Raw genomic sequence first — 26901 nt, forward strand, 5'->3', positions numbered from 1 at the left:
TGAAAAAACTCTCAGGCCATTGAGAACATGCACACAGTCTGGCAAATGTCCATATAGATCCATTTGTTATATATCTGTATGGTGCGCGGAACTTCTACCGGTTACTTGAACTCGAAGGAACAAGTAACTTATTCCACAAGGAGAAACACCCCATGCGTAAACCTTTTGCTTTTGCCGTTATGCTCGCCGCTGCCCTGGGTCTTGCCGCTTGCGATAAAGCCAGCGAAGACAAAGCCCAAGACGCTGCGCAACATTCCGAGAACGCTCAAGAGAAAATGAACGAAGCTCAGGATAAAGTGAACGAGGCAGCGAAAGAAAACGTCGAAGCCGCCAAAGATCAGGCCGAAGCGCAACAAAAAGCCGCTGAAGAAGCTGCGAAAGAAGCCGCTCCTGCTGCCCCAGTTACTCCTGCTGAGCCTGCTAAACAGTAAGCAAGCCTGCCGGAATAAAAAAAACCCGACACTGTCGGGTTTTTTTATGGCTGCCAAAACTGGATTAAACGATTCAGTCGTCACTCTTCAGGCAAGGTTCTCTTTAGCCGGCTCCGGCGCAGGTGCCTCGGTAGGGGTGTAAACCATCACATCGAGCACATCCGAATGGAATTCGCGACGATACAGCACCAGTACCACCCCGGTACTCATCAACATGAACAACCACGGGCTGATAAACCAGCAGAGCATGGCCATACCAAAGTAATAGGAGCGCAGGCCAAAGTTGAACTGGTTGGCGGCCAGTGAAATAACCCTGGCGGCTCTAAGGGCAAACGCCTTGCGTTCAAGTTCGCTGACATGACGCTCACCGATCATCGGCGCCGAGCCCACCAGTACCGCGGCGAAGTTGTATTGGCGCATGCACCAGCTGAAGGTGAAGAAGGCGTAAACAAACACCATTGCCAGGCACAACAACTTGATTTCCGACATCCCCTGGGACGCTTGCTGCACCAGCGGCAGGTCGGCCAGTAGCGATACTGCGCGGTCCGAAGCACCGAGCACGGTGAGAATGCCGGCGAGAATGATCAGGGTGCTGGAGGCGAAGAACGACGCATTGCGCTCAAGGTTGCCGATCACGCTGGCATCGGCGATGCGATTGTCACGCAGCAACATGCGGCGCATCCAGTCTTCCCGGTACAGGTGCAGCACGCTGGCGAGGCAGGCGGTATCGCGGCCCTTCCAGGTGGCGTAGCGGGTATAACCGCCCCAGCACACGGCAAACCAGCAGGCGGCCAGCAGGTGGATCAGATTGCTTTGAATGAAGCTCATGCAAGGTCCTGATTAAGTTTCGAGCACAGTAAATCCCATTGACCGGCTTTCGACGCTTTGCCGCAGAAAAAGACACGTCTGCCGTGCAGAAACGAAAAAGCCCCGCATCCTTTCGGACACGGGGCTCGGAATCTGCCGTGACGGTCACCCTGCTGGCTTGTGGCCGGTGCCCGTCAGATGGCCAATTCTCAGGCCAGCACTTCGCGTGGCTTGCCCAGCATGCGGTCGCACAGCACCGCAACACCCAGGGTAATCACCGAAGGCACCAGCCAGGCCAGGCCCTGCTCGCTCAGCGGCAGGTGGGCGAGGATTTCTGGCAGTTCACTGGCCAGCGCGGTGCCCTTGATGGCATCGATCATGCCGAACAGCAGCGACACCAGCATCACCGGCGCCAGAATGCGTACCTGGGAGTTCCACAGCTCTTTGCAGAAGCTCAGGCCCACGACCACGATGCACGGTGGGTAGATTGCCGTCAGCACCGGGATCGAGAACATGATCAGCTTGGTCAGGCCAAGGTTGGAGATCAGCAGCGAGAAGCCGGCGAGGATCACCACCAGGGTGCGGTACGACAGCGGCAGCACCTGGCTGAAGTACTCGGCGCAAGCGCAGGTCAGGCCGACTGCGGTCACCAGGCAGGCCAGGGCAATCAGCACGGCAAGGAAGCCGCTGCCCAGCGAGCCGAAGGTGTGCTGCACATAGGCATGCAACACCGCCGCGCCGTTGCTGGCACCGGCGGCGATTTCATGGCTGCTGGCACCCAGGCGGAACAGGCTGATATACACCAGGGCCAGGCCGACACCGGCGATCAGGCCGGCGATGATCGCGTAGCGGGTGATCAGCCGCGGCGACTCGACGCCGCGCGAACGGATGGCGTTGACGATGACGATACCGAACACCAGCGCACCGAGGGTATCCATGGTCAGGTAACCATTGATGAAGCCCTGGGAGAACGGCGCGGCGACGTAAGCAGGCTGCGCTTCACCGATACCACCGGCTGGCAGCATGAACGCGGCGATACCGAGCGCGGCCAGGGCGATGATCTTCAGCGGTGCGAGGAAGCGGCCGACGGTGTCGAGCAGCTTGCCCGGGTACATGGACACCGCCAATACCACCAGGAAGTACACCAGGCTGTAGATGAACAGGGCCAGCGGGCTTTCACCGGTCAGCGGTGCAACACCTACTTCGAAAGATACGGTGGCGGTACGCGGGGTGGCGAACAGCGGGCCTACCGAGAGGTAGCACACCGCCGCCAGCAGGCCGCCGGCGACCTTGCCGATCGGGCTGCTCAGGGCATCCATGCCGCCGCCGACCTTGGCCAGGGCAATGACAGTGATGACCGGCAGGCCCACAGCAGTGATCAGGAAACCCAGCGCCGCCATCCACACGTGTGGACCGGATTGCAGACCGACGATAGGTGGGAAAATGATATTGCCCGCGCCGACGAACAAAGCGAACGTCATAAAACCAAGTGCCAGGATGTCCTGGCCTTTCAAAACTTTCATTAAGGAAATACCACACTGCTGAAATCGGGATTTAGAGAGGGATTTCCCCTTGGGTGAGGGAAATGCTGCCTGGCTGGATGAGCCAGACCCGTTTAGCGTGTCGTTCCCTTTTGGGGAGCGGGCACAAAATGAGTGCATAGGTTAACGAATTTGACACAGAAACGCACTGCTGCAGGGCTGCTTGTCCGATGTGCGAATGTACATGTCGTCTGGTTGACCGCTTTTTCCGCAAATCCGTGGCGCCTGCATCGCTGGCAAGCCAGCTCCCACAAGGTCGGAGTGCACAGGTCCTGTGGGAGCTGGCTTGCCAGCGATGGGGCCACAGCGAACGCCAGTAAACAAAAAAGGCCACCCGAAGGTGGCCTTTCTTGTTTACTGGGCAGTGATTACTTCTTCACTTCCCAGCCAGTCAGCTCGGCCAGGGCCTTGCCGATGTCTGCCAGCGAACGCACGGTTTTCACACCAGCGTCCTGCAGCGCAGCGAATTTCTCGTCTGCAGTGCCTTTGCCACCGGAGATGATGGCGCCAGCGTGGCCCATACGCTTGCCCGCAGGAGCGGTAACACCAGCGATGTAGGAAACTACAGGCTTGGTCACGTGAGCCTTGATGTAGGCAGCCGCTTCTTCTTCAGCCGAACCGCCGATCTCGCCGATCATAACGATCGCTTCGGTCTTCGGGTCTTCCTGGAACAGCTTCAGGATGTCGATGAAGTTGGAGCCCGGAATCGGGTCGCCACCGATACCGACGCAGGTGGACTGACCGAAACCGGCGTCAGTGGTCTGCTTGACCGCTTCGTAGGTCAGGGTGCCGGAACGCGAAACGATACCGACCTTGCCTGGCAAGTGAATGTGACCTGGCATGATGCCGATCTTGCACTCGCCCGGAGTGATGACGCCTGGGCAGTTAGGGCCGATCAGGGTAACACCCAGCTCGTCGCACTTGACCTTGGCATCGAGCATGTCCAGGGTAGGAATGCCTTCGGTGATGCAGACGATCAGCTTGATGCCGCCGAAGGCAGCTTCCAGGATCGAGTCCTTGCAGAAAGGAGCCGGAACGTAGATGACCGACGCGTCAGCGCCGGTAGCTTCTACGGCTTCTTTCACAGTGTTGAACACTGGCAGGCCCAGGTGGGTGGTACCACCCTTGCCTGGGGTCACGCCGCCGACCATCTTGGTGCCGTAGGCGATGGCTTGCTCGGAGTGGAAAGTACCTTGCGAGCCGGTGAAGCCCTGGCAGATGACTTTGGTGTCTTTATTGATCAGGACGCTCATTACTTGCCCTCCGCAGCTTTGACAACTTGTTGAGCAGCGTCGGTCAGGCTGGTTGCCGCAATGATGTTCAAACCGCTTTCTGCCAGTACTTTAGCACCCAGTTCAGCGTTGTTACCTTCCAGGCGAACAACAACCGGTACTTTAACGCCGACTTCTTTCACAGCGCCGATGATGCCTTCGGCAATCATGTCGCAGCGAACGATGCCGCCGAAGATGTTGACCAGAACGGCCGCGACATTGCTGTCGGACAGAATGATCTTGAAGGCTTCGGTAACGCGCTCTTTGGTAGCACCACCACCTACGTCGAGGAAGTTGGCTGGCTTGCCGCCGTGCAGGTTGACGATGTCCATGGTACCCATGGCCAGGCCGGCACCGTTGACCATGCAGCCGATGTTGCCTTCCAGGGCCACGTAGTTCAGCTCGAAGCTGGCAGCGTGGGCTTCACGAGGGTCGTCTTGCGACGGGTCGTGGAAGGTTTTCAGCTTAGGCTGACGGTACATGGCGTTAGCGTCGATGTTGATCTTGGCATCGAGGCAGTGCAGGTCGCCGTCGGCCTTGATGACCAGCGGGTTTACTTCCAGCAGGGCCAGGTCGTGTTCTTTGAACAGCTTGGCCAGGCCTACGAAAATCTTGGCGAACTGAGCAACTTGCTTGCCTTCCAGACCCAGCTGGAATGCCAGTTCACGACCCTGGAATGGCTGAGCGCCAACCAGTGGATCGATAGTAGCCTTGATGATCTTCTCAGGAGTCTCGTGAGCGACTTTCTCGATGTCCACGCCACCTTCGGTGGAGGCCATGAACACGATACGGCGGCTCGAACGGTCGACTACAGCGCCCAGGTACAGCTCTTTGGCGATGTCAGTGCAGGATTCGACCAGGATCTTGGTCACTGGCTGACCGTTGGCGTCGGTCTGGTAGGTCACCAGGCGCTTGCCCAACCATTGCGCAGCGAACGCCTTGGCGTCTTCCTTGCTGCGAACCAGCTTGACGCCGCCCGCTTTACCGCGACCACCGGCGTGGACCTGGGCTTTGACAACCCACTCGGTGCCACCGATCTTGTCGCAGGCTTCTGCGGCAGCTTCAGGGGTGTCGACTGCGAAACCCTTGGAAACTGGCAGGCCGTATTCAGCGAACAGCTGCTTACCCTGATACTCGTGAAGATTCATGCTTTTTACCGTCTTCGTTAGGTACTGCGCTTCGGCGCTGCGCTCCGTGGGAGTGCCGCGCCACCTGTGACCACTTGCCCCCGGTATGCTCCGGGAGTTCGAGTCCGGCGGACTTTCCGCGGTGAGTCATGCACGCAAGACTCACGACGGGCCACCCGCCGTGGTTTCTTATTGTTTAACGCTTCTTACGGTTGGCGACGTGAATGGCACCGCCATTCACAGCCAGCGCGGCTTCATGCAGCGCTTCGGACAGGGTCGGATGGGAGAAAACCATCATGCCCAGGTCTTCGGCGCTGGTGCCGAATTCCATTGCGATTGCACCCTGCTGCACCAGTTCGGCAGCCGATGGGCCAATCACGTGTACACCCAGAACGCGGTCGGTCTTGGCATCGGCGATGACCTTGACGAAACCACCGGTGTCGTTGGCAGCCATCGCACGGCCACTGGCCGCGAACGGGAAGGTGCCCACGTTAACCTCAACGCCTTCGGCCTTCAAGGTCTGTTCGGTTTTACCGACCCATGCGATTTCCGGGTGGGTGTAGATAACCGACGGGATCAGGTCGTAGTTCATCTGGGCTTTGTGGCCCTTGATGCGCTCGACAACCATGATGCCCTCTTCCGAGGCCTTGTGCGCCAGCATCATGCCACGAACCACGTCACCAATGGCGTAGACGCCCGGTACGCTGGTCGCACAGTGATCGTCGACGAAGATGAACCCACGCTCGTCGATGGTCACGCCGCTGTCGGCAGCCAGCAGATCGGTGGTCACCGGGCGACGGCCGACCGCAACGATCAGCTTGTCGAAAGTGATTTTCTGCTCGCCATTGGCGTCGGTGTAGGTCACTTCGACCTCAGCGCCGTTGACCTTGGAGCCGGTCACGCGAGCGCCCAGCTTGATGTCCAGACCTTGCTTGGTCAGGGTTTTCAGCGCTTCCTTGGAGACAGCGGCGTCAGCGGCCATCAGGAAGGTGTCCAGGGCTTCCAGGACGGTGACTTCAGCACCCAGGCGAGCCCAGACCGAACCCAGTTCCAGACCGATTACGCCGGCACCGATAACGCCCAGGCGCTTCGGTACGGCCTGGAATTCCAGGGCGCCGGTGGAGTCGACGATGACGTTCTGGTCGACCGGAGCCGGTGGAATGTCGATCGGACGCGAACCGGAGGCCAGGATGACGTTCTCGGCTTCGATGATTTCGGTGGTGCCGTCAGCCTTGGTGACTTCGACCTTCTTGCCAGCCAGCAGCTTGCCGTGGCCCTGGATCGAAGTTACGCCGTTGGCCTTGAACAGGGTGGCAACACCGCCGGTCAGGTTCTTGACGATGCCGGCCTTGCGGCCAACCATCGCGGCGACGTCCATCTTCACTTCACCGGTGGAGATACCGTGGACGTTGAAGCTCTCTTTGGCTTCCTTGTACTTCCAGGAGCTGTCCAGCAGCGCCTTGGAAGGAATGCAACCCACGTTCAGGCAGGTACCGCCGAGGGCCAGCTTGCCTTCGCCGTCAGTGTACTTCTCGATACAGGCAGTGCTCAGACCGAGTTGCGCGGCCTTGATGGCAGCTACGTAGCCGCCAGGACCTGCGCCAATCACTACCACATCAAATTTTTGCGACATTCAGAAAATCCTCTTTAAAGCTGCAAGCGATAAGCTGCAAGCCACAAGTTCAAGCGCAAACCGTTCAGGCTTGCCGCTTGAAGCTTGCAGCTTGCAACTGCTCAATCAGATATCCAGCAGCAGACGAGCCGGGTCTTCCAGCAGGTTCTTGATGGTCACCAGGAAGGTCACGGCTTCTTTACCGTCGATCAGACGGTGGTCGTAGGACAGTGCCAGGTACATCATCGGACGGATCACGACCTGACCGTTGACGGCCATAGGACGCTGGATGATGTTGTGCATGCCCAGGATCGCGGCCTGTGGCGGGTTGACGATCGGGGTCGACATCATCGAACCAAAGGTACCACCGTTGGTGATGGTGAAGGTACCACCGGTCATTTCGTCGATCGACAGTTTGCCATCACGGGCTTTCTTGCCGAAGGTGGCGATGCCGTTCTCGATTTCAGCCAGGCTCATCTGCTCGGCGTTGCGCAGTACCGGTACCACCAGGCCGCGGTCGCTGGAAACGGCAACGCCGATGTCCGCATAACCGTGGTAGACGATGTCGGAACCGTCGATCGAGGCGTTGACCGCCGGGAAGCGTTTCAGCGCTTCGGTGGCAGCCTTGACGAAGAACGACATGAAGCCCAGGCGGACGCCGTTGTGGGTCTTCTCGAACAGGTCCTTGTACTTCGAACGCAGGGCCATGACTTCGGTCATGTCGACTTCGTTGAAGGTGGTCAGCATGGCCATGTTCGACTGTGCTTCTACCAGGCGCTTGGCCACGGTAGCGCGCACGCGGGTCATCGGCACGCGCTTCTCGGTACGGTCGCCAGTGGCGACAACCGGGGCAGCGGCAGCAGCGGCTGGCTTGGCGGCAGGTGCGGCAGCCGGAGCGGATTTCTTCGCTTCGATGGCAGCAACCACGTCTTCCTTGGTGATGCGACCGTCTTTGCCGGTGCCCTTGATGCTGTTCAGGGCGATGCCGTTCTCTTCGGCCAGCTTGCGAGCAGCTGGCGCGCCGATGGCGTCTTCGTCAGCAGCGGCGGCAGGAGCAGCGGCGGCAGCAGGAGCTGCTGCAGCGGCAGGCGCGGCAGCTGCAACGCCACCTTCCTGGATCGAACCCAGGACTTCGTCGGACAGGACGGTCTCGCCCTCGCCCTTGACGATTGCACCCAGTACGCCGTCAGCGGTAGCCAGTACTTCCAGGACAACCTTGTCGGTTTCGATGTCGACGATCAGCTCGTCACGCTTGACGGCTTCGCCCGGCTGCTTGTGCCAGGTGGCAACGGTGCCATCGGCAACCGATTCCGGGAAAGTAGGGGCTTTGATCTCGATAGCCATTATCAGTGGTTCCTTAAATTCGGTTTCTAGTGCGCGATGGCATTAAACGGTGAAGGCATCTTGCAGCAGTTTTTCCTGCTGCTCGGCGTGCATCGAAGCGTAACCACAAGCGGGTGCTGCCGAAGCATCACGACCGGCGTACTCGAGGACCAGGTCCTTGTTGTGACGGGTCAGGATACGACGCATGTGGTGTTGGCTGCTGTACCAGGCGCCCTGGTTCATCGGCTCTTCCTGGCACCACACCACATCCTTGAGATTGGTGTACGGCGCGAGGATTTCGACCAGGTCGTCTTCAGGGAACGGATACAGCTGCTCGATACGCACGATGGCGATATCTTCGCGGCCTTCGGCACGGCGTTTTTCCAGCAGATCGTAGTAGACCTTGCCGCTGCACAGGACCAGACGAGTGACGTTTTTCGGATCGAGGGTATCGATTTCCGGGATCACGGTCTGGAACGAGCCTTCGGCCAGTTCTTCCAGGGTCGAGATGGCCAGCTTGTGGCGCAGCAGCGACTTCGGCGTCAGCACGATCAGCGGCTTGCGCAGCGGACGGATGACCTGACGACGCAGCAGGTGGTAGATCTGAGCCGGAGTAGTCGGTACGCAAACCTGGACGTTGTGCTCGGCGCACAGCTGCAGGTAACGCTCCAGACGTGCCGAGGAGTGCTCAGGCCCCTGCCCTTCATAACCGTGTGGCAGCAGCATGGTCAGACCGCAAAGACGACCCCACTTGTGCTCGCCGCTGGTGATGAACTGGTCGACAACTACCTGGGCCCCGTTGGCGAAGTCGCCGAACTGCGCTTCCCAGATTACCAGTGCGTTTGGCTGGGTGGTCGAGTAGCCGTATTCGAATGCCAGGACCGCTTCTTCGGACAGGAACGAATCGTACAGGTCGAAACGTGGCTGGCCTTTGTAGAGGTTCTGCAGCGGGATATAGGTGCTGGCGTCCTTCTGGTTGTGCAACACCGCGTGGCGGTGAGAGAAGGTGCCGCGGCCGATATCCTGACCGGTCATGCGGATCGGGTGACCTTCGAATGCCAGGGTGGCGTAGGCCATGGTTTCGGCGTAGCCCCAGTTGATCGGCAAGCCACCGGCCTGCATCTTCTGGCGGTCTTCGTAGATCTTCGAAACCTGACGCTGAACCACGAAGCCTTCCGGCAGTTCCAGCAGCTTGGCCGACAGTTCCTGCAGGGTCTTGAGGTCGAAGCGGGTGTCGTGACGCGCGGTCCAGGCGTGGCCCAGGTACGGACGCCAGTCAACGAACAGCTCCTTGTTCGGCTCTTTGACCAGGCTTTTTACGACGTGCAGGCCGTTGTCCAGCGCGTTGCGGTACTCGTCGACCTTGGCCTGGACGCGCTCGGCGTCAAGACGACCCGATTGGGTCAGGGCGTCGGCGTACAGCTCGCGGGTGGTGCGCTGCTTGGCGATCTGCTGGTACATCAGCGGCTGGGTGCCGTTCGGCTCGTCGGCCTCGTTGTGGCCGCGACGACGGTAGCAGACCAGGTCGATGACCACGTCACGCTTGAACTGCATGCGGTAATCGACGGCCAGCTGGGTCACGAACAGCACCGCTTCCGGATCATCACCGTTGACGTGCAGGATCGGCGCCTGAATCATCTTGGCGACGTCGGTGGCGTACTCGGTGGAACGCGAGTCCAGCGGGTTGCTGATGGTGAAACCAACCTGGTTGTTGATCACGATGTGCACGGTACCGCCGGTCTTGAAACCGCGGGTCTGCGACATCTGGAAGGTTTCCATGACCACGCCTTGACCGGCGAATGCCGCGTCACCGTGGATGGAAATCGGCAGTACCTTGTCGCCAACGGTGTCGTTGCGACGGTCCTGACGGGCACGTACCGAACCTTCAACCACTGGCGAGACGATTTCCAGGTGCGAAGGGTTGAACGCCATGGCCAGGTGAACTTCGCCACCGGCGGTCATCACGTTGGACGAGAAGCCCTGGTGGTATTTCACGTCACCGGAGCCCAGCTCGACCTTCTTCTTGCCTTCGAACTCGTCGAACAGATCGCGCGGGTTCTTGCCGAAAGTGTTGACCAGCACGTTGAGACGGCCGCGGTGGGCCATGCCGATGACAACTTCCTTGGTACCGTAGGAACCGGAGCGCTGGATCAGCTCGTCCAGCATCGGAATCAGGCTCTCGCCGCCTTCCAGGCCGAAACGCTTGGTGCCCGGGTATTTGGTACCCAGGTATTTTTCCAGACCCTCAGCGGCGGTGACGCGCTCGAGCAGGTGGCTCTGAATATCCGCGGAGAAGACTGGACGCCCACGCACGCTCTCCAGACGCTGCTGGAACCAGCTGCGCTGCTCGGAGTCGACGATGTGGGTGAATTCGGCGCCAATGGTGCGGCAATATGTCTGCTGCAAAGCGTCGAAGATTTCGCGTAGGCTCGCTTCCTCTTTGCCGATGAACAGGTCGCCGGCACGGAAGGTCGTATCAAGATCGGCATTGGTCAAGCCGTAATGATTGATCGACAGGTCTACTGGCGCAGGGCGCTGCCACAACCCCAGGGGGTCGAGCTTCGCGGCTTGGTGGCCGCGCATACGGTAGGCCTGGATCAGTCGCAGAACTTCAACCTGCTTCTTCTCGTGTTCACTGCTCACGCTCCCGGCGGAAACCGGTTGGGCGCGGCGCTGGTTCTTTGCCAGCAGTACGAAATGGTCGCGGATTGTAGAGTGCGATACATCGGTAGCGGTGCTGCCTTCGGCGGGCAACTTCTGGAAGTAAGTGCGCCACTCTTCTGGCACAGCGTTAGGGTCGTGCAGGTAAAGCTCGTAGAGCTCTTCCACATATGCAGCGTTACCACCTGAAAGGTGGGCGCTATCCCACATGCGCTGCATCACGCTTTCTTGCATGCTTGGTCACCCTCGGTTAGGGGACGGATCGGCAAGAGCCACAGCACGCCTGGAAAAGTCCTAATGCAGCGACCCAACCAAGCCACCAAGGATCCTACAGATTTTCCGGGTACCAGCCCGGAAGCCCCTGCTGGTCTCATATCTTCATAGGTAAAAGCTTGGGCTTTGTGGGCCCGAGCTCGGGTTTCACCTTGGTGCGGGCAAGGGCCCGCACCTTGGCGTACTACGGGTACAACACTTTTAAAATCAGGTACCGCTTTGCAGCAGCATGTTACGTACGTGACCGATGGCCTTGGTCGGATTCAGACCTTTAGGGCAAACGTTTACGCAGTTCATGATGCCGCGGCAACGGAACACGCTGAACGGGTCATCCAGCGAAGCCAGACGCTCCTGGGTCTTGGTGTCACGACTGTCGGCCAGGAAACGATAGGCCTGCAGGAGTGCAGCTGGACCGAGGAACTTGTCCGGGTTCCACCAGAACGACGGGCAGGAAGTCGAGCAGCAAGCGCACAGAATGCACTCGTACAGACCGTCCAGCTTTTCACGCTCTTCCGGCGACTGCAGGCGCTCGATGGCCGGAGCCGGCGTGTCGTTCTGCAGGAATGGCTTCACCTTCTCGTACTGCTTGTAGAAGATGCTCATATCGACGACCAGGTCACGAATGACCGGCAATCCAGGCAAAGGGCGGACGATCAGCTTGTTGCGCTTGACCACGGCCGAAAGCGGCGTGATGCAGGCCAGACCGTTCTTGCCGTTGATGTTCATGCCATCGGAACCGCAAACACCTTCACGGCAGGAGCGACGATACGAGAAACCTTCGTCCTGCTCTTTGATCAGTGCCAATACATCGAGAACCATCAGGTCCTTGCCGCCGGTATCGACCTGGAACACCTGCATCTTGGGTGCCGAGTCGGTATCGGGGTTGTAACGATAAACTTCGACTTGCAACATTGTGGCCACCCTTAGTAAGTCCGGACTTTAGGCTCGAACGCCGGAACGGTTTTCGGCGCGAAGTTGACGGCGCGCTTGGCGACGCGCTTCTCACCCGGGAAGTACAGGGTGTGGCACAGCCAGTTTTCGTCGTCACGGTCTTCGAAGTCTTCACGGGCATGCGCACCGCGGGACTCTTTACGGACTTCTGCAGCGATTGCAGTGGCTTCAGCGACTTCCAGCAGGTTCTGCAGCTCCAGCGCTTCGATACGCGCGGTGTTGAAGGCCTGGGACTTGTCGTTGATCTTGACGTTGGCGATACGCTCGCGCAGACCGGCCAATTGCTCGATACCCTTCTGCATGTATTCGCCAGTGCGGAATACACCGAAGTAGTTCTGCATGCAGCTCTGCAGCTCGCGACGCAGGGTAGCCACGTCTTCACCGGTGTTGCGCTCGTTGAGCTTGTTCAGGCGGCTCAGGGCAACATCGATGTCGGTGTCGCTGGCGTCGAGGTATTCGATACCGTCGCTCAGCGCTTTTTCCAGGTGCAGGCCGGCAGCACGACCGAAGACCACCAGGTCGAGCAGCGAGTTGCCGCCCAGGCGGTTGGCACCGTGAACCGATACGCACGCCACTTCACCTACCGCGAACAGACCCGGGATGATGTGATCAACGCCATCGGCGTCCTGGGTCATCGCCTGGCCATGGATGTTGGTGGCAACGCCGCCCATCATGTAGTGGCAGGTTGGAACAACAGGAACCGGCGCGACCACAGGGTCGACGTGAGCGAAGGTCTTGGACAGTTCACAGATACCTGGCAGGCGGCTGTGCAGTACTTCTTCACCCAGGTGGTCAAGCTTGAGCATCACGTGGTCGCCGTTAGGGCCACAGCCGTTGCCGGCGATGATCTCTTTAACCATGGAACGGGCCACAACGTCACGACCAGCAAGGTCTTTGGCGTTAGGCGCGTAACGCTCCATGAAACGCTCGCCGTGCTTGTTGATCAGGTAACCGCCTTCACCACGGCAACCTTCAGTGACCAGTACACCAGCGCCGGCGATGCCGGTCGGGTGGAACTGCCACATCTCGATGTCCTGGACCGGAACGCCTGCACGCAGGGCCATGCCGATACCGTCACCGGTATTGATCAGGGCGTTGGTGGTGGAGGAGTAGATACGGCCTGCACCGCCAGTGGCCAGAACGGTGGCCTTGGCCTTGATGTACAGGGTTTCGCCGGTTTCGATGCAGATTGCGATCACACCGACGAACGCGCCTTCCTGGTTCTTCACCAGGTCAACTGCGTAGTACTCGTTGAGGAAGGTGGTACCTGCCTTCAAGTTGCCCTGGTACAGGGTGTGCAGCAGCGCGTGACCGGTACGGTCGGAAGCGGCGCAGGTACGGGCGGCCTGGCCACCTTTACCGAAGTCCTTGGACTGACCGCCGAACGGACGCTGGTAGATACGGCCTTGTTCGGTACGCGAGAACGGCAGACCCATGTGGTCCAGCTCGAACACGGCAGCAGGGCCTTCCTGACACATGTATTCGATAGCGTCCTGGTCACCGATGTAGTCGGAACCCTTGACGGTATCGTACATGTGCCAGCGCCAGTCATCGTTCGGGTCGGCCGAAGCGATGGCACAGGTGATGCCACCCTGGGCCGATACAGTGTGCGAACGGGTCGGGAAGACCTTGGTGATCACGGCGGTCTTGTGACCGCCCTGGGCCAGCTGCAGCGCAGCGCGCATGCCGGCACCGCCACCACCAATGATGATGGCGTCGAATGTAATCGTAGGAATGTTAGCCATGAATCAGATACCCCAGAGAATCTGCACACCCCAGACGAAGTACGCGAACATCGCGACACCACATACCGCCTGGAACAGGAAACGTACGGCAGTCGCCGACTTGCCCAGCGCCATCGGCGTCAGGTAGTCGGTGGCAATGGTCCACATGCCGACCCAGGCGTGAGCGCCCAGGGCTACAAGGGCCAGCAGACTGAAGATACGCATCGCGTTGTTGGAGAACAGAGCGTGCCACTGGGCAAACTCGATGCCCGGGTGCGCGACCAGGTATCCGATCAGGAAAATGAAATAAGCCGCGAGAACGACCGCAGAAACGCGCTGCGCCATCCAGTCATAGAGGCCCGAACGCGAGAGGTTCGTGACGTTGGTTACCATATCCAAACTCCTGCCAGCACGATCACCACCACAGAGACGGCGATGATAATTTTCGAGCCCAGTCGGCCGCCTTCCAGCGTTTCACCGATGCCCATGTCCATGATCAAGTGGCGCACACCGGCTACCAAGTGATACAGCAAGGCGGACAGGAGGCCCCATGCCACGAACTTGGCCAGCGGACTGGTCAAGCATGCCTTCACCTCGGCGAAACCTTCCTCCGAACCCAGGGATTTGCCCAATGCATAAAGCATGAAGCCAAGGCCCAGGAAGAGGATGATGCCGGAAACACGGTGAAGAAATGACGTAACGCCGGTAATGGGGAGTTTGATGGTCCTTAGGTCTAGGTTTACAGGTCGTTGGCTTTTCACGGCTTTTTTCACACTGAAGAGCCCCTAGCAAGCAGGGCAAAGTTGTTGGTAAGTGTACTGGTCAGGTACCCACCACCCAGGGAGTGACGACCCCAGCAACACGGGCTTGCAAGCCCCTGGCGGTCGGGGGCCGATTATAGACAGTTAGGCTACTAATGACAACGCAGACACCTAGCCCAAATAGCGCATTGCCTTTAGCCAACAAAAGGCGTAAACGGGCGGTAATTTCGAGGAAAAACAGCGCCCAAAGCCCTTTACAACCGTGCTTTAGGCAAATTGACATTCGAATTTATCTCACTATAGTGGTGCGGGCCCTGCGTGGGGGGTCTGTCTGATGATTTCAAGCATTAATAGGAGGCCACATGGCTGACAAAAAAGCGCAGTTGGTCATCGAGGGCGCAGCCCCCGTCGAGCTGCCCATTTTAACCGGCACCGTTGGTCCCGATGTTATCGACGTTAGAGGGTTGGGGGCCACGGGTCACTTCACTTTCGACCCTGGTTTCATGGCGACCGCATCCTGCGAGTCGAAGATCACTTATATCGACGGCGACAAGGGTATCCTGCTGCACCGCGGCTATCCGATCGAGCAGCTGGCCGAAAAATCCGACTACCTCGAGACCTGCTACCTGCTGCTCAACGGCGAATTGCCGAATGCCGAGCAGAAGGCCCAGTTCGTCAGCACCGTGAAGAACCACACCATGGTTCACGAGCAGTTGAAGTCCTTCTTCAACGGCTTCCGCCGCGACGCCCACCCGATGGCCGTCATGTGCGGCGTGGTTGGCGCCCTGTCGGCGTTCTACCACGACTCGCTGGACATCAATAACCCGCAGCACCGCGAAATCTCCGCGGTTCGCCTGGTCGCCAAGATGCCGACCCTGGCGGCGATGGTGTACAAGTACTCCATGGGCCAGCCCATGATGTACCCGCGCAACGACCTGTCGTACGCGGAAAACTTCCTGCACATGATGTTCAACACCCCGTGCGAGATCAAACCGATCAGCCCGGTACTGGCCAAGGCAATGGACCGGATCTTCATCCTCCACGCCGACCACGAGCAGAACGCATCGACCTCCACCGTCCGTCTGGCCGGCTCGTCGGGCGCCAACCCGTTCGCCTGTATCGCTGCCGGTATCGCTGCACTGTGGGGCCCTGCCCACGGCGGCGCCAACGAAGCCGTGCTGACCATGCTCGATGAAATCGGCGATGTCTCGAACATCGACAAGTTCATCGCCAAGGCCAAGGACAAGAACGATCCGTTCAAGCTGATGGGCTTCGGTCACCGCGTTTACAAGAACCGCGACCCGCGCGCCACCGTGATGAAACAGACCTGCGACGAAGTCCTGCGCGAGCTGGGCATCAAGAACGATCCGCAGCTGGAACTGGCCATGCGCCTGGAAGAGATCGCCCTCACCGATCCTTACTTCATCGAGCGCTCGCTGTACCCGAACGTCGACTTCTACTCGGGGATCATCCTCAAGGCGATCGGCATTCCAACCAGCATGTTCACCGTGATCTTCGCCCTGGCGCGGACCGTCGGCTGGATTTCGCACTGGAAAGAAATGCTCTCCAGCCCTTACAAGATCGGCCGCCCTCGCCAGCTGTACACCGGCTACGAGTCGCGCGACATCGTCAAGCTGGAAGACCGCAAGTAAGCCCTTGGGCCGAAAACGAAAAAAGGCTGCCTTCGGGCAGCCTTTTTTATTGCGCGCTCATCGCGGTTAACGCCCCTGCAGGAACGGGCTTGCCCCGCGATTATCCAACAGTTAACCAATAGCCCCTGCTCGCCACAACTGTACTTACTATTTCTCAGCCTTCGCCTTCAACGCCTTCAAGGTATTGAACGGCGCATCCACCACAAACTTGTTGGCCACCATCGACGGCACGCTGCCGCCCGGCTCGGTATGCACCTGGTAAGTCACCTCGGTACCACCGTCTTTTGGCTGCAGCTTCCAGAAGCCATCAACCTTGGCCACCCGCACGAAGCCCTTCTCTTCCGGCAGGTATTTCGGCACACCTTCAAGCTTGCGGGTCAGGCTGCCATCGGCGGCCTCGGTAGTGGTGACATGCATGACCGAATCACGCGCAGTGACCGGCCACGGGGTATTGAACTGAGTGTAGGTCCAGCTCTGGTCACCCTCGGATTTCAGCAGCTTCTGCGACTTGCACTCATGGATCCAGGCGCAGGCACCGGCGACATCTTCCTGCAGGGCCCTGACCTTCGCCAGCGGCGCCTTGATAAAGGTTACCCCGCGATAGGCCTTGTAATCGGAACCGGCCACCTCACTGAGCTCGACCTTGATCCCGTCTTCGTTCTTGGCTTGCTTCCAGTCCTCGGCATGAGCCAGCGGCACCAGCACCGCACCAAGACCCAAAACCAGTGCCACTTGCTTAAACGATCCCATTCTCTTGTTCCTTATTGTCGAAGACCCGCGTTTCAAGCTGCCGTCATTTGCTCCAGCCATCCCAGGATCCTGATTGCCTCGTCGCGGTCGTTGCCGCAGGTGTCGGCCTCCGCCTTGAAACCACCGCACACCGCCGGACGCTCGGGCTTGCCGAACAAGCCACAGAGATTGGCAACCGACAGATGCAGGCAGCGCTCACCGGCAGGCTTGCCCTTGGGCATGCCCGGTATCGGCGAGCTGATGGAGGGCGCAATGCAGCAGGCGCCACAACCTTCACGGCAATTCATGACAACAGAATCCTCGGAGTAACAAATGATGAATGAACCCGGATAGTAACCGCTTAAACAGGTGTTTGAAATTGCTCGCAGGATGAAATATCAGCCTGAACGTGATGACCGAACAGTCAGTTCCACGCTACTGCTTGAACTCGAACTCGATTGCCGCACCCTCGACATCCTTGCGACTTTCGTTGCGCAGTTGCAGTTGCATTTCGTTGCTGATGAGCCGGCCATTGAGCTGGAACGGGCTATCGGACGGCGGCTTTTCACCGAACAGGTAGGGCAGCAAGGGCTTGGGCAGCGGCGCCTGCTCCTGGGTGTCGGGCTTGAGTTCCTTGACCATGCTGGAGGGCAGGCTCAGGTCGAGCTTGGCCTTGGGCAAGGGTGCCGGTGCCGCTTTGGCGTTTTTACGCGGGGTACGCTTGGTGGCCTTGGTGGTTGCCTTCTTGCGCACCGGTGGCGCTTTTGCCTGCTTTGGCTTGACCGCAGGCTTGGCGCTTTTCGTTGCAGGGGCTTTGCCGGCTGGCGCAGTTTCGGCCACAGCTGCCGAAGAGCAAGCCAAGCCACCGAGCAGGCACAGGGACAACCCGATACAACGCAACGCTTTCATAGGCACCGACGATTATCCCTGAAAATGCTTATGCTCCCCGTTCCTGACACGACTGGCAAGCCTAGAAAAAAGCGCCCGAGGCGGACTCCTGGCACAGTTGGCTGGCCAGCATGCCCAGGGTCATCACCGCCCGCTCCGCTTCACGGTTCCACGGGATGCCACAGTTCAGGCGAATGCAGTGGTTGAACTGCTCGGTGTTACTGAAGATCAACCCCGGGGCGATACTGATGCCCTGCTGCAGCGCGCGCACATGCAACTCCTGGGTATTGACCCGCCCCGGCAGGCTGACCCAGAGAATGAAGCCGCCAGTTGGCCGGGTCATCTGCGTGCCTTCCGGGAAGTGCTGCTGTACCGCCAATTGGTAGGCACTGAGATTCTTCCGGTACTCCTGACGGATGTAGCGCAAGTGCCGGTCGTAACCGCCATTCTCCAGGTAGGACGCCACCCCCATCTGCGTCACGCTGCAGGCTGAATGGGTGGTGAAGGTCTGCAAACGCTGGATTTCCGCCTGATACTTGCCAGCGACCATCCAGCCGATCCGCACACCTGGCGACAGGGTCTTGGAAAAGCTGGAGCAATAGATCACCCGCCCCAACCGATCAAAGGCCTTGAGCGACTTGGTCTTGCCCTGCTCGAACATCAGTTCGCCATAAATGTCGTCTTCAACGATCTGAATGTCGAAATCCGAGGCCAGGCGCAGCAACTGTTTCTGCCGGTCTTCCGGAATGGTGCCGCCCAGCGGATTGCTCAGGCGCGCGGTCAACACCAGCGCCTTGATCGACCACTGGTTGGCCGCCAGTTGCAGCGCCTCGAGGCTGATACCGGTGGACGGATCACTGGGGATTTCGATCACTTTCAGCCCGAGCAGGTCGGCCAGCTGCAGCAAGCCGTAGTAGGTCGGCGACTCGGCGGCGATCAGGTCGCCCGGCCGGGTCAGCACCCGCAGCGACATCTGCAGGGCATCGACGCAGCCATGGGTGACCACCACTTCACTGGGGTCGACCACCACGCCGGCATCGCGCATGCGTATGGCGATCTGCCGACGCAACGGCTCGAAACCCGGGCTGAACATGTAGCTGAAGGCCCGCGGGCTATGAAAGCGGGTGACCTTGGCCAACTGCTGGTGCAGCGCCCGCACGGGCAAATAATCGACATGGGGTACCGCCGCGCCGAAGGGGAACACCCCGTCGCGCCGAGCTTCGGTCAGAACCTGCTGGATGATGCTGCTGCGCGTCACCAGGCCGGGGCGCTCGACCCGGGCGATGTCCGGCGTCTGCGCAGTCAGAGCGGGTGTCTGGTGTACGTAGTAGCCGGACTGCGGCCGCGCGCGAATCAGGCCCTGGTCTTCGAGGTTGGCATAGGCCTGCAGCACGGTGGCATGACTGACATTGAGCTGCGAGCTCATCTTGCGCACCGACGGCACACGCTCACCTGGCTGATACACACCGCGGCGAATATCTTCGGCCAGTTGCTGGGCGATGCGCTGGTAGAGCAACAGGTTGGTCATGATCAGTTCTCGACACGCAGGCAATGTAGTTGTTTTTGTACGGCTGTTTCGAGCAAGAATACCGGAACAGTTACGAAGTGTACTGGGACAGATTGCAGAATAGTCGACAATACAGTTGCGTGACAGAGGCGGGGGTGCGCCATTTGTCACAACCAGGCGATTGCCCATAAAAAAACCCGGAGCTGTGCGGCCTCCGGGTTTCTTCATCTATTACTCAGCGTGCGGCGCCGAGCTTGCCTTTTTCGTCGGAGAAGACGATCTCGACCCGACGGTTCTGCGCCCTGCCCCGCTCCGAGGCGTTAGCCTCGACCGGATACTGGTCGCCGTACCCTTCGACCTGGATACGTTTTTCATCGACACCCAGATCGATCAGCATGTCGGCCACTGCCTGAGCCCGATCACGGGAGAGCTTGAGATTGTCTTCCGGCGCACCGGTACTGTCGGTGTAACCCTCGATACGCACGACCCGCTTGGGGTTGAGCTGGAGGAACTGCACCAGCTTGAGCACGGTACGGCTGGCGGAGTTCTTCAGCTCCGCATGGCCGGTATCGAACAGCACGTCGCCCAGGGTCATGACCAGACCACGGTCGCTCTGCTCAGTGGCCAGGCTGACGATCTGCGCCTCCAGCCACTTGCCCTGCTGCTGCACGCTGGCAAGCTTGGCTTCGCGCAGGGCCAACTGCAGGCGCTGACGCTCGAGCTCAAGTTTGGCCAGGCGCTCCTGATTGAGGACCAGGTTGCTGTGCTCGCGGGCAATGTCGCTGTAGCGCTGGCTCAGGTAGGCATAGTGGCGCACATCGGCACCGGTCCCCAGATAACTGGACAGGCGCTCGGCACGGGCCAGCGATTCACCGGCACGGATCACGTCACGCGGCGCACTGCGCAACACGTCGGAATCGTCCTTGACCGTCTGGAACTTGGCCGTGGCCTCATCCAGCGCCGTCTCGCTGCGCTGGCTGGCGCAGCCCTGCAGGCCCACTACCCCGACCAACAATAATGCCGCCAAAGGTTTGATCGAACTCACCGCTGCTCTCCCAACTGTTTACGCAGGCGATTGACCCGCGACTGCAGCAAGTCCAGCTGCTCCTTGCTCTTGACCGTCAGCACCTGGGCCTCGGCCAGGCGTGCATCGAGCTCGGCCTGCTCGGCGCGCATGCGCGCGTCGCGATAGGATTCGCTGGTCATGTTGGCGCGGGCGCGGGCCAGTTTGTCTTCAGCCAGCTTCAGCTCTGCCACTTCATCGGTGGCACCAACGGCCTTGGCCTGCTCCAGCGCCTGTTCGGACAGGCGTAGCTGTTCATTGGGGGCCGGGTCATTGGCGCATCCGGCCAGGGCCAGCAGCGCCAGGGCGGCGAATAGTGAATGAGTTCTCACGCAATCTTCCTACTGTTTAGGGGCATCCAGCGGTGCCTGCATCTGCGCTTTCCAGCGCTCGACATTACGTTGCAGTACCGCTTGGGACACGCCGGAGGCCGGCAATTCTGTCAGTTTTTTTGCCAGTTGTCCGCGTAACCAGGCGTCATTGCATGCCGAATTATGCGACAGCGCCAGGTACAGCCCAGGGCGGTCCAGGGGCAAGCCGCGGGCAATCAGCTCGTTGCTCATGCCCAGGGTCTGGGCCATGGCCATGCCGGCGTAGCGACCGGCCAGCACATAGTCGACCTGGCCGAGCAGCAGCTTCTGAAATGCCTGGGTCAGGTTCTGCGCCGGCGCCAGCTTCAACTGACTCTTGGCGTAGGCGGAAAATTCGGGCGTCAGCCGGGCTTTCTCCGACACACTGCCTTGATGCTCGTGCAAATCGGACAAGGTGTTGTAAACCAGTGGCGAATCGTGACGAGTCCAGACCACGTATTCATTGCTCAGCAACGACGGGTGAACATAGTCGACGGTGGTCAGTTCGGCCACCGCGAAGGGTGAATCGATCAACAGATCGACGCGCCCGCTGCGCACCTCTTCCAACGCCTGACTGCGGGTACCGCTGTCGAGGACTTCAATCTTCAGGCCCAACTCGCCGGCAACCTGCCTGAACAGGTCGACGTTGGCGCCAATCAGGTGCTTGGGATCCTGCGGGTCGCGCCATGAATACGGCGGGGCATCGGGGCTGCCGGTGGCCACCAGCCGCTCGCATTTACCCACCGCCCAGGCCTGCAATGGCATCAGCACCGCAGCAGCCACCAGCGCCGTGTTTATCCGACCACGCCATCCCATGCAACGACTCCCTGATCTTTTTAGCCCGAATGAAAAAGCCCGGTCCGCCGGGCTGTGCAAGGCTGGCCTGCACAGCCCGAACGGACCGGGCTCTTTTATAAGTGAAGCGGCTGGATTAAACCAGCTTCTCCAGCTCTGGGATGGCTTCGAACAGGTCAGCCACCAGGCCGTAGTCGGCCACCTGGAAGATCGGCGCTTCTTCGTCCTTGTTGATCGCAACGATCACTTTGGAGTCTTTCATGCCGGCCAGGTGCTGGATCGCGCCGGAGATACCGACGGCGATGTACAGCTGTGGTGCAACGATCTTGCCGGTCTGACCGACCTGCATGTCGTTGGGTACGAAACCTGCGTCGACCGCAGCGCGCGAAGCGCCAACGGCTGCGCCGAGCTTGTCGGCCAGGGCGTACAGGTGCTTGAAGTTTTCACCGTTCTGCATGCCGCGACCGCCGGAAACGACGATTTTGGCAGCGGTCAGCTCAGGACGGTCGGACTTGGCCAGCTCTTCGCCAACGAACGCCGATTTGCCAGCGTCGTGGGCAGCAGCGACGGCTTCAACAGCAGCCGAACCACCTTCGGCGGCAACGGCGTCGAAGCCGGTGGAACGCACGGTGATGACCTTGACGGCAGCGTTCGATTGCACGGTGGCAATGGCGTTACCGGCGTAGATCGGACGCTTGAAGGTGTCAGCCGATTCAACCGAGATGATCTCGGAGATCTGGTCGACGTCCAGCAGCGCGGCAACGCGTGGCAGGATGTTCTTGCCGTTGGAGGTGGCAGGTGCCAGCACGTGGCTGTAGCCCTTGCCCAGCTCGGCTACCAGCGGCGCGACGTTCTCTGGCAGCTGGTGAGCGTAGGCGGCGTTGTCGGCAACCAGGACCTTGGCAACGCCGGCGATCTTGGCGGCAGCTTCAGCGACGCCACCGACGTTCTGGCCAGCGACCAGCACGTGGATGTCGCCACCGATCTTGGCGGCAGCAGCAACAGTGTTCAGGGTGGCCGGGGCAACGGCACCTTTTTCGTGTTCAGCGATAACCAGGATAGTCATTTAGATTACCTTCGCCTCGTTCTTCAGTTTCTCGACCAGTTCAGCAACCGACTTGACCTTGATACCGGCGCTGCGGGCAGCCGGCGCTTCGACTTTCAGGGTCTTGTTGGTGGAGGCGGTAGAAACGCCCAGCGCGTCTGGAGTAACGGTCTCCAGCGGCTTCTTCTTGGCCTTCATGATGTTCGGCAGCGACGCGTAGCGTGGCTCGTTCAGGCGCAGGTCAGTGGTGACGATGGCTGGCAGGTTCAGCGCAACGGTCTGCAGACCGCCGTCAATTTCACGGGTGACGTTGACCTTGTCGCCAGCAACCTCGACCTTGGAGGCGAAGGTGCCCTGGGCGTAACCGCTCAGCGCAGCCAGCATCTGGCCGGTCTGGTTGTTGTCGCTGTCGATGGCTTGCTTGCCAAGGATTACCAGCTGCGGTTGCTCTTTGTCGACCACTGCCTTGAGCAGCTTGGCCACGGCCAGCGAAGTCAGCTCTTCAGCCGATTCGACCAGGATGGCGCGGTCGGCACCCAGTGCCAGGGCAGTACGCAGTTGCTCCTGGGCAGTGGCCGGGCCGACGGTAACGACGACGATCTCGCTCGCAACACCCTTCTCTTTCAGGCGTACGGCTTCTTCTACGGCGATTTCGCAGAAGGGGTTCATGGACATCTTGACGTTAGCAAGGTCGACGCCGGAGTTGTCCGCCTTGACGCGAACCTTGACGTTATAGTCGACCACTCGTTTGACAGCTACAAGAACCTTCATGGATTCCTCGTTACTCTCCGGTGAAAAGAATGTCGCCTGGGGCAAACCCGGCGATTGCGCGTGGGTACAAGGGCACCTCTAAAAACGATCACAGGTGGACGAATTTAACCCTGACCCAGCAGTCTCGATTCGGCCTGTCAGTTGCAAAACCCGTGGGGCATTATTTGTCGTGGCGTGTAAACTCCACTACAAAGCGGGTTGTGGCGTAACTGCCCTGCTTTTCGCCTGGTTTTTAGGGGTGCTCCTGCATCCGACGGTCAGCCTACGGCGAGCGCAAAACCGCTCGTATCTTGACCGTAACGCCCAATCCGGTCAATACGGCAAACCGGTCAGCTTCAAGCCGCGCTTCTTTGATTTTACTGGCCTGCGGCAAATTCAAACAAACGTTTGTATTGGACCCCGCGAGTGGTGTAGATATAATGCGCGGCCAAGAGAAAGCGGTGTAGTCCGTCATCGCTCGAGCTACAGCCCGAGCGTCTGAAAAATGACCGCCTGACACCCGCCAACAAAGAAAAACCGATGAGCCTTGAGTAGGAGAGAACCTGTGGAACGCGAATACATGGAATTCGACGTGGTCATTGTCGGCGCTGGCCCGGCTGGCCTGTCCGCCGCCTGCCGACTGAAGCAGAAGGCCGCCGAAGCCGGTAACGAAATCAGCGTCTGCGTGGTCGAGAAAGGCTCGGAAGTCGGCGCCCACATCCTCTCCGGTGCGGTGTTCGAACCGCGCGCCCTGAACGAACTGTTCCCGGACTGGAAAGAGCTCGGCGCCCCGCTCAACACCGAAGTCAAACGCGACGACATCTATGTGCTCAAGGATGCTGGCAGCTCGATCAAGGTCCCTGACCTGTTCGTGCCCAAGACCATGCACAACGAGGGCAACTACATCATCTCCCTGGGCAACCTGTGCCGCTGGCTGGCCCAGCAGGCCGAGAACCTGGGCGTGGAAATCTACCCGGGCTTCGCCGCCCAGGAAGCGCTGTTCGACGAAAACGGCGTGGTCCGCGGGATCATCACCGGCGACCTGGGTGTCGACCGTGAAGGCAATCCCAAAGAAGGCCTGTACACCCCGGGCATGGAGCTGCGCGGCAAGTACACCCTGTTCGCCGAAGGCTGCCGGGGCCATATCGGCAAGCAACTGATCAAGCGCTTCAACCTCGACAGTGAGTCCGACGTTCAGCACTACGGTATCGGCCTCAAGGAAATCTGGGAAGTCGACCCGTCCAAGCACGAGCAAGGCCTGGTGGTGCACACCGCCGGCTGGCCGCTGGACGTGATAAGCGCCGAGAACACCGGCGGCTCGTTCCTCTATCACCTGGAAAACAACCAGGTGGTGGTCGGCCTGATCGTCGACCTGTCCTACAGCAACGCCTACCTGTCGCCGTTCGATGAGTTCCAGCGCCTCAAGCACCACCCGGTGATCAGCAAGTACCTCGATGGCGGCAAACGCATCAGCTATGGCGCCCGCGCCATCAGCAAAGGCGGCCTGAACTCGCTGCCGAAGATGGTCTTCAACGGTGGCGCGCTGATCGGTTGTGACCTGGGTACCCTGAACTTCGCCAAGATCAAGGGCAGCCACACCGCGATGAAGTCCGGCATGCTCGCCGCCGAAACGGTGGCCGACGCCCTGCTGGCCGGTAGCGAAGGCGGCGACCAGCTCAACGGCTACGTCGAAGCGTTCAAGGCCAGCTGGCTGCATGAAGAGTTGTTCGCCAGCCGTAACTTCGGCCCGGCCATGCACAAGTTCGGCCCGATCTTCGGTGCGGCGTTCAACTACGTCGACCAGAACTGGTTCGGCGGCAAGCTGCCGTTCACCCTGCGCGACACCAAGCCGGACTACGCGTGCCTGAAGCTGGCCGCCGACTCGAAAAAAATCGACTATCCAAAACCGGATGGCAAGCTGAGCTTCGACAAGCTGAGCTCGGTGTTCCTCTCCAGCACCAACCATGAAGAAGAGCAGCCGTGCCACCTGAAACTGGCCGATGCAAGCATCCCGATCGGTACCAACCTGCCGCTGTACGACGAGCCGGCCCAGCGTTACTGCCCGGCAGGCGTGTACGAAGTGGTCACTCAGGAAGACGGCAGCAAGCGCTTCCAGATCAACGCCCAGAACTGCGTGCACTGCAAGACCTGTGACATCAAGGACCCTTCGCAGAACATCACCTGGGTCACCCCGGAAGGCGCCGGCGGCCCGACTTACCCGAACATGTAAATCTGCCGGTAAATAAAAAAGCCCCCTCGCCGTAGTGGCCAGGGGGCTTTTCAATGGCCGCAATTCAGCAGCGTACAGCTTCGTCTTCGAAGGTAGTCGCTTCTCGCGCACCGAAGTACATCGCCGTCAGCAAGCCCACCGCCCCCATGATCAGACAGAAGCCCACGCACACCCATGGGCTCCACGGCATCAGGGCAATCAGCAGCAACGGAGTGGTACTTGCCCACAAGGCGTAGGCAATGTTGTAGGTGAAGGAAATGCCCGACACCCGAATCTGCGCCGGGAACAACCCGACCATCACCGACGGCACGACCCCGACGACCCCACAGGCCAGTCCGGCCAGGGCGTAGGCCATGCCGGTCCAGCCCCAGCCACCGACCAGACTGGCATAGAGGCCGGCAATACCCAGTGGCAGCAGCAGGCTGTAGATCATCAAGGCACGCCAGGCGCCGATACGGTCGACCAGCAAGCCTGCCAGCACGCAGCCGATATTGAGGAAGACGATGCCCATGCTGCTCAAGGCGAAGGTGTGCCCGGCGCTCATGCCAAAGCGCTGTTGCATCACCGTCGGGGTGATGACTACCAGCACCACCACCGCCGAGGTCAGCACGCAGGTGAGCAGCGCGGCCGGGATCAAGGCGCGGCGATGCTCGCGCAAGACAGTCCGCAGGGGGAATGCAGGCGGCTGGTCACGGCGCTCGCGCAAGGCCAGGAACACCGGCGTCTCGCTCAACCAGCGGCGCAGCCACACACCGATCACGCCAAACACGCCGCCGAGCAGGAATGGATAGCGCCAGGCGTAATCGAGGATTTCCTGCGGGCTGAACAGTTGCGCCAGCGCCGTGGCGGTCAAGGCGCCGAGCAGGTAGCCGAAGGTCAGCCCCGCCTGCAGGAAGCCCAGGGCATAACCGCGCCGCCCGGCTGGCGCATGCTCGGCGACGAAGGTCCAGGCGCTTGGCACCTCGCCCCCTACCGCCGCGCCCTGAAGGATGCGCAAGGCCAAAAGGATCAGCGGCGCCGCGTAGCCGATATCGGCGTAGGTGGGCATCACGCCGATCAGCAGGCACGGCAAGGCCATCATCAGGATACTCAGGCTGAACACCCGCTTGCGTCCCAGGTGGTCGGCAAAATGGGCCATCAGGATGCCGCCCAGCGGCCGCGCCAGGTAACCGGTGACGAAGATGCCGAAGCTCTGCAGCAAACGCAGCCATTCGGGCATCTGCGGTGGGAAAAACAACTGGCTCAGGGTCAGGGCGAAGAACACGAAGATGATGAAATCGTAGATCTCCAGCGCCCCGCCCAGGGCTGCCAGGCCCAGGGTCTTGTGGTCGCTGCGCGACAGCCGCAGCGGGCGCGCAGGGTCAGTGGCAGTCATAGAGGTATCCGCAAGTGATCGGAGCCTGCGCGATC

24 protein-coding genes are annotated in these 26901 nt (G+C 60.1%); 3 read left to right on the forward strand and 21 right to left on the reverse strand.

All coding sequences use genetic code 11. The annotated features are described in order from the left end of the window. Positions 1-152: 152 nt before the first annotated feature. The gene (locus CCOS864_RS19385; RefSeq protein ID WP_115087937.1) at positions 153-431 is read left to right on the forward strand and encodes a hypothetical protein; all 279 of its coding nucleotides are present in this window, start codon (positions 153-155) and stop codon (positions 429-431) included. An 87-nt stretch (positions 432-518) separates the two neighbouring features. Here CCOS864_RS19385 and CCOS864_RS19390 read toward each other — a convergent pair whose 3' ends face one another. From CCOS864_RS19390 to sdhC, 11 genes are all read right to left on the reverse strand, one after another. Next, positions 519-1259 carry a DUF599 domain-containing protein gene (locus CCOS864_RS19390; protein ID WP_115087938.1) on the reverse strand — a complete coding sequence of 247 codons (741 nt, stop codon included), beginning with the start codon at positions 1257-1259 and terminating at the stop codon, positions 519-521. A 188-nt stretch (positions 1260-1447) separates the two neighbouring features. Then, positions 1448-2761, reverse strand: a complete 1314-nt coding sequence (brnQ, locus tag CCOS864_RS19395) for a branched-chain amino acid transport system II carrier protein (RefSeq protein WP_115087939.1) — start codon at positions 2759-2761, stop codon at positions 1448-1450. A gap of 386 nt (positions 2762-3147) precedes the next feature. After that, the gene (gene sucD, locus CCOS864_RS19400) at positions 3148-4032 is read right to left on the reverse strand and encodes a succinate--CoA ligase subunit alpha (RefSeq protein WP_115087940.1); all 885 of its coding nucleotides are present in this window, start codon (positions 4030-4032) and stop codon (positions 3148-3150) included. After that, a complete protein-coding gene (gene sucC / locus CCOS864_RS19405; RefSeq protein ID WP_010224674.1) occupies positions 4032-5198 on the reverse strand; it encodes an ADP-forming succinate--CoA ligase subunit beta in 1167 nt (388 codons plus the stop codon). The genes sucD and sucC overlap by 1 nt, the downstream gene beginning before the upstream one ends. 175 nt (positions 5199-5373) lie before the next feature. Next, positions 5374-6810 carry a dihydrolipoyl dehydrogenase gene (lpdA, locus tag CCOS864_RS19410; RefSeq protein ID WP_115087941.1) on the reverse strand — a complete coding sequence of 479 codons (1437 nt, stop codon included), beginning with the start codon at positions 6808-6810 and terminating at the stop codon, positions 5374-5376. A 105-nt stretch (positions 6811-6915) separates the two neighbouring features. Further along, positions 6916-8133 carry a 2-oxoglutarate dehydrogenase complex dihydrolipoyllysine-residue succinyltransferase gene (gene odhB, locus CCOS864_RS19415; protein WP_115087942.1) on the reverse strand — a complete coding sequence of 406 codons (1218 nt, stop codon included), beginning with the start codon at positions 8131-8133 and terminating at the stop codon, positions 6916-6918. Between the two features lie 42 nt (positions 8134-8175). Continuing rightward, positions 8176-11007, reverse strand: coding sequence for a 2-oxoglutarate dehydrogenase E1 component (locus CCOS864_RS19420; RefSeq protein ID WP_115087943.1), 2832 nt, complete (start codon positions 11005-11007; stop codon positions 8176-8178). A 246-nt stretch (positions 11008-11253) separates the two neighbouring features. Next, complete coding sequence (locus CCOS864_RS19425) at positions 11254-11958, reverse strand: succinate dehydrogenase iron-sulfur subunit (protein ID WP_010224678.1); 705 nt, start codon at positions 11956-11958, stop codon at positions 11254-11256. Between the two features lie 11 nt (positions 11959-11969). Beyond that, complete coding sequence (sdhA, locus tag CCOS864_RS19430; protein ID WP_010224679.1) at positions 11970-13742, reverse strand: succinate dehydrogenase flavoprotein subunit; 1773 nt, start codon at positions 13740-13742, stop codon at positions 11970-11972. A gap of 3 nt (positions 13743-13745) precedes the next feature. Continuing rightward, the gene (sdhD, locus tag CCOS864_RS19435) at positions 13746-14114 is read right to left on the reverse strand and encodes a succinate dehydrogenase, hydrophobic membrane anchor protein (protein ID WP_028945358.1); all 369 of its coding nucleotides are present in this window, start codon (positions 14112-14114) and stop codon (positions 13746-13748) included. Then, positions 14108-14494 (reverse strand): succinate dehydrogenase, cytochrome b556 subunit, encoded by a 387-nt coding sequence (sdhC, locus tag CCOS864_RS19440; RefSeq protein WP_174242293.1) that lies wholly within the window; start codon positions 14492-14494, stop codon positions 14108-14110. Before sdhC ends, sdhD begins: the two co-directional genes overlap by 7 nt. 350 nt (positions 14495-14844) lie before the next feature. On the opposite strand from sdhC, the gene gltA reads away from it, so the two are divergent. Next, positions 14845-16134, forward strand: coding sequence for a citrate synthase (gene gltA / locus CCOS864_RS19445; protein WP_010224685.1), 1290 nt, complete (start codon positions 14845-14847; stop codon positions 16132-16134). 147 nt (positions 16135-16281) lie between these two features. Here the strand turns inward: gltA and CCOS864_RS19450 are convergent, their stop codons facing one another. The 9 genes from CCOS864_RS19450 to CCOS864_RS19490 form a co-directional block, all read right to left on the reverse strand. After that, positions 16282-16884, reverse strand: coding sequence for an START domain-containing protein (locus CCOS864_RS19450; RefSeq protein ID WP_115087944.1), 603 nt, complete (start codon positions 16882-16884; stop codon positions 16282-16284). A gap of 32 nt (positions 16885-16916) precedes the next feature. Continuing rightward, the gene (locus CCOS864_RS19455) at positions 16917-17171 is read right to left on the reverse strand and encodes a YkgJ family cysteine cluster protein (protein ID WP_115087945.1); all 255 of its coding nucleotides are present in this window, start codon (positions 17169-17171) and stop codon (positions 16917-16919) included. A 127-nt stretch (positions 17172-17298) separates the two neighbouring features. Next, positions 17299-17616, reverse strand: coding sequence for a translation initiation factor 2 (locus CCOS864_RS19460; RefSeq protein ID WP_325175831.1), 318 nt, complete (start codon positions 17614-17616; stop codon positions 17299-17301). 217 nt (positions 17617-17833) lie between these two features. Then, positions 17834-19279 carry an aminotransferase-like domain-containing protein gene (locus tag CCOS864_RS19465; protein ID WP_010224694.1) on the reverse strand — a complete coding sequence of 482 codons (1446 nt, stop codon included), beginning with the start codon at positions 19277-19279 and terminating at the stop codon, positions 17834-17836. 214 nt (positions 19280-19493) lie between these two features. Beyond that, positions 19494-20303: an OmpA family protein gene (locus CCOS864_RS19470; protein ID WP_115087947.1), complete on the reverse strand. Its 810-nt coding sequence runs from the start codon at positions 20301-20303 to the stop codon at positions 19494-19496. Beyond that, positions 20300-20653, reverse strand: a complete 354-nt coding sequence (locus CCOS864_RS19475; protein WP_115087948.1) for a DUF4398 domain-containing protein — start codon at positions 20651-20653, stop codon at positions 20300-20302. Before CCOS864_RS19475 ends, CCOS864_RS19470 begins: the two co-directional genes overlap by 4 nt. Positions 20654-20662: 9 nt before the next feature. Then, entirely contained in the window at positions 20663-21487 is an 825-nt protein-coding gene (locus tag CCOS864_RS19480; protein WP_115087949.1) for a substrate-binding periplasmic protein, read from the reverse strand. Between the two features lie 115 nt (positions 21488-21602). Further along, entirely contained in the window at positions 21603-22532 is a 930-nt protein-coding gene (locus tag CCOS864_RS19485; protein ID WP_115087950.1) for an electron transfer flavoprotein subunit alpha/FixB family protein, read from the reverse strand. After that, positions 22533-23282 (reverse strand): electron transfer flavoprotein subunit beta/FixA family protein, encoded by a 750-nt coding sequence (locus CCOS864_RS19490; RefSeq protein WP_010224703.1) that lies wholly within the window; start codon positions 23280-23282, stop codon positions 22533-22535. 544 nt (positions 23283-23826) lie between these two features. On the opposite strand from CCOS864_RS19490, the gene CCOS864_RS19495 reads away from it, so the two are divergent. Then, positions 23827-25491 (forward strand): electron transfer flavoprotein-ubiquinone oxidoreductase, encoded by a 1665-nt coding sequence (locus CCOS864_RS19495; protein ID WP_115087951.1) that lies wholly within the window; start codon positions 23827-23829, stop codon positions 25489-25491. A 64-nt stretch (positions 25492-25555) separates the two neighbouring features. Here the strand turns inward: CCOS864_RS19495 and CCOS864_RS19500 are convergent, their stop codons facing one another. Further along, complete coding sequence (locus CCOS864_RS19500; protein WP_115087952.1) at positions 25556-26866, reverse strand: MFS transporter; 1311 nt, start codon at positions 26864-26866, stop codon at positions 25556-25558. Between the last annotated feature and the right edge of the window lie 35 nt (positions 26867-26901).

It is taken from the genome of Pseudomonas wadenswilerensis, assembly GCF_900497695.1.
Classification (GTDB): domain Bacteria; phylum Pseudomonadota; class Gammaproteobacteria; order Pseudomonadales; family Pseudomonadaceae; genus Aquipseudomonas; species Aquipseudomonas wadenswilerensis.

Coding starts and splice junctions, on each gene's coding strand:
- CCOS864_RS19385 (WP_115087937.1), top strand. CDS start 153: ATGCGTAAACCTTTTGCTTTTGCCGTTATGCTCGCCGCTGCCCTGGGT.
- CCOS864_RS19390 (WP_115087938.1), bottom strand. CDS start 1,259: ATGAGCTTCATTCAAAGCAATCTGATCCACCTGCTGGCCGCCTGCTGG.
- brnQ (WP_115087939.1), bottom strand. CDS start 2,761: ATGAAAGTTTTGAAAGGCCAGGACATCCTGGCACTTGGTTTTATGACG.
- sucD (WP_115087940.1), bottom strand. CDS start 4,032: ATGAGCGTCCTGATCAATAAAGACACCAAAGTCATCTGCCAGGGCTTC.
- sucC (WP_010224674.1), bottom strand. CDS start 5,198: ATGAATCTTCACGAGTATCAGGGTAAGCAGCTGTTCGCTGAATACGGC.
- lpdA (WP_115087941.1), bottom strand. CDS start 6,810: ATGTCGCAAAAATTTGATGTGGTAGTGATTGGCGCAGGTCCTGGCGGC.
- odhB (WP_115087942.1), bottom strand. CDS start 8,133: ATGGCTATCGAGATCAAAGCCCCTACTTTCCCGGAATCGGTTGCCGAT.
- CCOS864_RS19420 (WP_115087943.1), bottom strand. CDS start 11,007: ATGCAAGAAAGCGTGATGCAGCGCATGTGGGATAGCGCCCACCTTTCA.
- CCOS864_RS19425 (WP_010224678.1), bottom strand. CDS start 11,958: ATGTTGCAAGTCGAAGTTTATCGTTACAACCCCGATACCGACTCGGCA.
- sdhA (WP_010224679.1), bottom strand. CDS start 13,742: ATGGCTAACATTCCTACGATTACATTCGACGCCATCATCATTGGTGGT.
- sdhD (WP_028945358.1), bottom strand. CDS start 14,114: ATGGTAACCAACGTCACGAACCTCTCGCGTTCGGGCCTCTATGACTGG.
- gltA (WP_010224685.1), top strand. CDS start 14,845: ATGGCTGACAAAAAAGCGCAGTTGGTCATCGAGGGCGCAGCCCCCGTC.
- CCOS864_RS19450 (WP_115087944.1), bottom strand. CDS start 16,884: ATGGGATCGTTTAAGCAAGTGGCACTGGTTTTGGGTCTTGGTGCGGTG.
- CCOS864_RS19455 (WP_115087945.1), bottom strand. CDS start 17,171: ATGAATTGCCGTGAAGGTTGTGGCGCCTGCTGCATTGCGCCCTCCATC.
- CCOS864_RS19465 (WP_010224694.1), bottom strand. CDS start 19,279: ATGACCAACCTGTTGCTCTACCAGCGCATCGCCCAGCAACTGGCCGAA.
- CCOS864_RS19480 (WP_115087949.1), bottom strand. CDS start 21,487: ATGGGATGGCGTGGTCGGATAAACACGGCGCTGGTGGCTGCTGCGGTG.
- CCOS864_RS19485 (WP_115087950.1), bottom strand. CDS start 22,532: ATGACTATCCTGGTTATCGCTGAACACGAAAAAGGTGCCGTTGCCCCG.
- CCOS864_RS19490 (WP_010224703.1), bottom strand. CDS start 23,282: ATGAAGGTTCTTGTAGCTGTCAAACGAGTGGTCGACTATAACGTCAAG.
- CCOS864_RS19500 (WP_115087952.1), bottom strand. CDS start 26,866: ATGACTGCCACTGACCCTGCGCGCCCGCTGCGGCTGTCGCGCAGCGAC.